The 4,462-nt window shown below is 35.3% G+C and carries 3 protein-coding genes and 1 pseudogene; 1 reads left to right on the top strand and 3 read right to left on the bottom strand.

Annotated elements, in window-relative coordinates; all coding sequences use genetic code 11:
- Positions 1–79: 79 nt before the first annotated feature.
- Together BZK24_RS01860 and tnpA are read right to left on the bottom strand one after the other, a co-directional pair.
- Positions 80–1,228: an RNA-guided endonuclease InsQ/TnpB family protein gene (locus BZK24_RS01860; RefSeq protein WP_077656393.1), complete on the bottom strand. Its 1,149-nt coding sequence runs from the start codon at positions 1,226–1,228 to the stop codon at positions 80–82.
- Positions 1,197–1,664: an IS200/IS605 family transposase gene (tnpA, locus tag BZK24_RS01865; protein ID WP_001874173.1), complete on the bottom strand. Its 468-nt coding sequence runs from the start codon at positions 1,662–1,664 to the stop codon at positions 1,197–1,199. Before tnpA ends, BZK24_RS01860 begins: the two co-directional genes overlap by 32 nt.
- Positions 1,665–2,585: 921 nt before the next feature.
- Here tnpA and BZK24_RS01870 point away from each other — a divergent pair.
- The gene (locus BZK24_RS01870; protein WP_077656394.1) at positions 2,586–4,211 is read left to right on the top strand and encodes a replication initiation protein; all 1,626 of its coding nucleotides are present in this window, start codon (positions 2,586–2,588) and stop codon (positions 4,209–4,211) included.
- 131 nt (positions 4,212–4,342) lie between these two features.
- On the opposite strand, the pseudogene BZK24_RS01880 reads toward BZK24_RS01870, so the two are convergent.
- Positions 4,343–4,450: pseudogene (locus BZK24_RS01880) on the bottom strand (RNA-guided endonuclease InsQ/TnpB family protein); the annotation flags it as partial.
- Positions 4,451–4,462 lie beyond the last annotated feature (12 nt).

Below are 4,462 nucleotides of genomic sequence, written 5' to 3' on the forward strand. Positions count from 1 at the left end.
TTGACATACTCCCCATAGCTAAAGCTAGGGGATTCTAGCTAAAGCATGAGGAAAATTGGGATCAAGCAAACTCAGCCTACTAGGTAGGTCTTACAAATTCTACCCCAAGAGTTGATGCCCCAACCCTATGAATATTGATAGACGCATTTAAATCCCTGTCTAGTTCCAATCCACAATATTTGCAGTGGTATTCTCTTTCTTTATCTGTTTTGCCTAATTTTTTAATGTCTTTATTAAAGTTTTCATCAACAGATAAGCAATTAGAACAAGTCTTAGAGCTAGGATAAAATCTATCAATCTTAACGACATGAGCCTTGTTTTCAAGGATTTTCACAAACTCGCTAAAAGCTATATCACTCACTTTCCTACCCCAAAGTTTTTGCATAGCTTTCATGTTCAAGTCTTCAATGAAAATGCTTTGGTATTTTCTGCTTAACTTCAAAGCCAATTTATAAAAGAAATCGGTTCTTAAGTGTTTGATTTTTTGGTGCAGTTGGGCTAGTTTCTTTTTAGCTTTTTTAAAGTTATTAGAACCCTTAACTTTCTTACTAAGGTTTTTACTAAGTCGTTTAATCAAAGGCAAGTATTTAGAGAAAAATAAAGGCGATTCTATCTTAGTGTTGTCAGATCCGGTTAAAAAAGTCCTTAACCCAAAGTCAAAGCCCACGCTTTTATCGCATGCGGTTTGCTTGTTAGGGTTATTTTCTAATTCACAGACTAGACACAAGAAATAATCGCCCATATTATCTCTTTTAATGGTTAAAGTTTTTACTTTCCCTATCAAAGCATAAGTTTTAATAAACTTGTAGCTATAACCATTAAAAGAAACAACATTGTCTTTTATCTCAAACCCCACTCCCTTATTCAACCCTGTCTTTTTATCAACTTGGCTTTTGAAAGTGAAAGATTTGTAGTTGGCTACTTTTTTAAATCGTGGCAATTTAGCTTGTTTCTTAAAGAATTTTTTAAACGCTTTATCTATCCTTTCAGTTAAATCTTGCAGGGCTTGTGAGCCTAGTGTTTTTAAAAAAGCATAACGATGAGTCTTTTTTAATTTGGTGGTGTGTTTTTGCAAATCGTTAAGTTTTAAATATTTTTTAAAAAGTCTATAATAGCGTTTGTGCAAGGCAATGCAATGATTATAAAACACGCCATAACGCCTTAATAGTGTGTCTATACGCCTATTCTTATCGTTCTTATAGAGCTTTTGTTTGTAGGTTATCAACATAACTTTTCCATTTTTCTTTTTGCTTAGGGCGGTTGCTGTTTTGTTGGTTTTCAATATATTGTTTGACAACATTCAAAGGTGCACCCCCCACTGTTGAAATGAAACAAGAATTGGTCCATAAAGTAGGTAGTTTTGTTTTTAAGTGGTTAAATTCTTGTCTTAATATCCTACTGCTACGACCTTTAGCGGTTTTAATGAACTTCATCACTCCAAAGCTTGGATCAATGTCAGCTAAAATGTGGATATGGTCTTTATCGGTTTGCATCTCTATAATCTCTAATCTTAATTCTTTAGCCACTTCTTGAATGATTTCTTTCAATCTCATTTCTACAGCTCCCACTAAGACCTTACGCCTGTATTTAGGACACCACACGATATGGTATTTGCAAGAATAGACAACATTATGATTGCTTTTGTATAAAACAGCGTTACTCATATTTGTAGTATATATTAAAAAAGGATAAATAATACAAGATATTCATAACATTACCCTTATTTTTGTGCATGATATTGACTCTAATACCCCTATTCTATATGGCATTTAACGCCTAAAGGCGTTTCGCCTTGTATCCCCATAGCTAAAAGCTAGGGGCTTTAAGGCGTTAGTTTTGGGTAAGCAAAATCAAACAAGATAGCGCAAACCTGGCGTTAGGCTAAAAACCCCTAAAAACTAAAACCCCAAAATATGTAGCGCGTCATGCGCGTTGTTTTTGTTTACATGTTTTAAACAGCATGCTGTTTTTTACATGTTTTACTCGCATGCGCGCGCGTGAGGAATTGGTGGTTGGAATAGCCTAAATAACGAAGCTGTAGGGTTTCTCATTTTTGGGGTGAAAATGAATAAATGGGAACTTCTTGTTACTGATAAGGGAACTTCTTGTTACTGATAAGGGAACTTCTTGTTACTGATAAGGGAACTTCTTGTTACTTTAGCTAAAAAATCTCTCATTTTTTACTTAAAAATAAGAAAAATAGGCAGGTTTTTGTGGTAATATGAGCGGTTTTTGCTAAAAATAAGATAACTTTTATAAAATAGTTACCATATTAACAATTTTTAGCTACAATAACAGCCTAAGGCGGTATGACATGGTTGCTAATCCTAGTGTTAACAAATTTGGAGCAATTAGCTTTAAAAGCTAGTGGGTTGGGAGTTTGTAGCGGGTGGCACTCCGTTAGGAGGCACACCATGAAAGCATTTTTAATAGTAGTGATTTTAGTGGTAATCTTAACACAGCCACTATATTAAAACCTTAGCGTTTTAATAACCCTTATAAGTCCGCCAAGACTTTTTAAGGGTTTCACTCCTATTATTATATCGTCTTTTGAAAAATAAGCATTAAAAGGCGGTTAAATTCCCATGAATACGAATTTTGAACAGCTTAGAAAACAAGAATTAGAATTACGAAAATTATTAGAAGAATTGGATACGCTCCCACAAACCCCACAAATTAAACTACAAAAACAAAAGATACAAACTTACATAGACAAGATAACTCCAAGTATTTTGAGCGGTTTTAATCAAAAATTCAAAGAAATCACAGAAAAATTATCAAATGAGTTTGAAAAAGAAAAACCCACACCAACAAAAGAGCCACAAACCACCCCCACACCATGCAAAGATTTAGTGGTTAGCACCCCTAAAGATAAAACCTATATCACCTACCACAATAACGCCAATAAGGTTAATCTAGGGAAATTGAGCGAAAGGGAAGCCAATCTTTTATTCGCTATTTTTCAAAGGCTTAAAGATCAAGGGAATACCCTCATTCGTTTTGAACCGCAAGATTTAAGGAGAATGTTGGGCATTAAAATATCCTATGATAATCTTACAAGAACCGCTAGAAGCATGTGGAATAAAATAAAAACCGCTGATTTTTGGGAAGTTAGAGACATTATAGTGAATGGTAGAGAATGCGTTTCTGAAAAAAATTATATGCTTTTTCAAGTTTGTGAAATCGTAAGCGATAAAGAAACAAGAGAATTTTTGTATATGGATATTCAGCTCAACACAGGTTATAACTATCTGCTCAACAATCTAGGAATGGGCGGTCAATACACTTCTTTCAAACTTTTAGAATTTCAAAGAGTGAGGGGCAAATACGCTAAAACGCTCTATCGCTTGCTCAAGCAATACAAAAGCACAGGGATTTTAAGCGTGGAATGGTCTCAATTTAAAGAGCTTTTAGACATTCCAAAAGACTATGAAATGCGAAACATCGATCAAAAAGTCTTAACTCCAGCTCTCAAAGAACTCCATAAAATCTACCCTTTTGAACACTTGAGCTACAAGAAAGAACGCCGAAGCCATGACAAACGCAAGGTAACCCACATTGATTTTTATTTTGAGCAATTGCCTGAAGGCGAAAATAAGAAACAAAAACAAGCCGACAAGCAACGCGCTCAAAGAGACATCAAGCTCATAGCATGGGACATTCACAACCAAATCGCTAAAAGAAACGCAAAAGCCACTATGGAAGCTAGGTTGCTTGAACTAAAAACCTTGATCGGCTATCAGTTCAGGCACAATGACAGTGGGATCGTTTTGCAGATTGACAACACCACTTTTGAAAAGAATCAAATGTTTTTGCATGTTTCTTACCCTAAAAGCAAAAACAACCCCCAAAAATTCCTTGTATCCAACAAGACATTCGCTTTAGAACTTCTGTTTGTTAATGGATACAGCCTGAAAAAAGACAATTTGCTAGAAGAAATTGATCCCCCTAAAATCCACCCTATCACTAACGAACCCATTAAGGAATTTGATGAATACATAGGCAAAACGATCCACATCACTAACAACAATGTGGATCAATGCCCTGATGGGATAACGAGCTATTTGAAAATCACTAGGATTGTGAAACTGAATGACAATCGGATCTGTGTTTCAGTCCAAGATGTGGACAAGCCTGACAAACTTCTAAAACCCTTCATCGCTAAAGATGAAAAACATTTGAAGAATTGGTTCAAGAAATACTATCGGTGAAAATAGTCATTCATTTTTGCCAAAAAATTAGAAATTCGAACGCAATTGAAACCTTAACGCCCATACCCACGACTGTGAAACCACCCCTTGCTAAAGCAAGGAGCTTCCTAACTAAAGCATTCTATTGAACGCTAACATGAAAGGCTTTGTTCTTTAAAGTCTGCATGGATATTTCCTACCCCAAAAAGACTTAACCCTTTGCTTAAAATATTGTTCGCAGCGTTGATGTCCCTATGTTCTGTTCCTTAAAA

It is taken from the genome of Helicobacter pylori, assembly GCF_001998165.1.
Lineage (GTDB): Bacteria > Campylobacterota > Campylobacteria > Campylobacterales > Helicobacteraceae > Helicobacter > Helicobacter pylori_DL.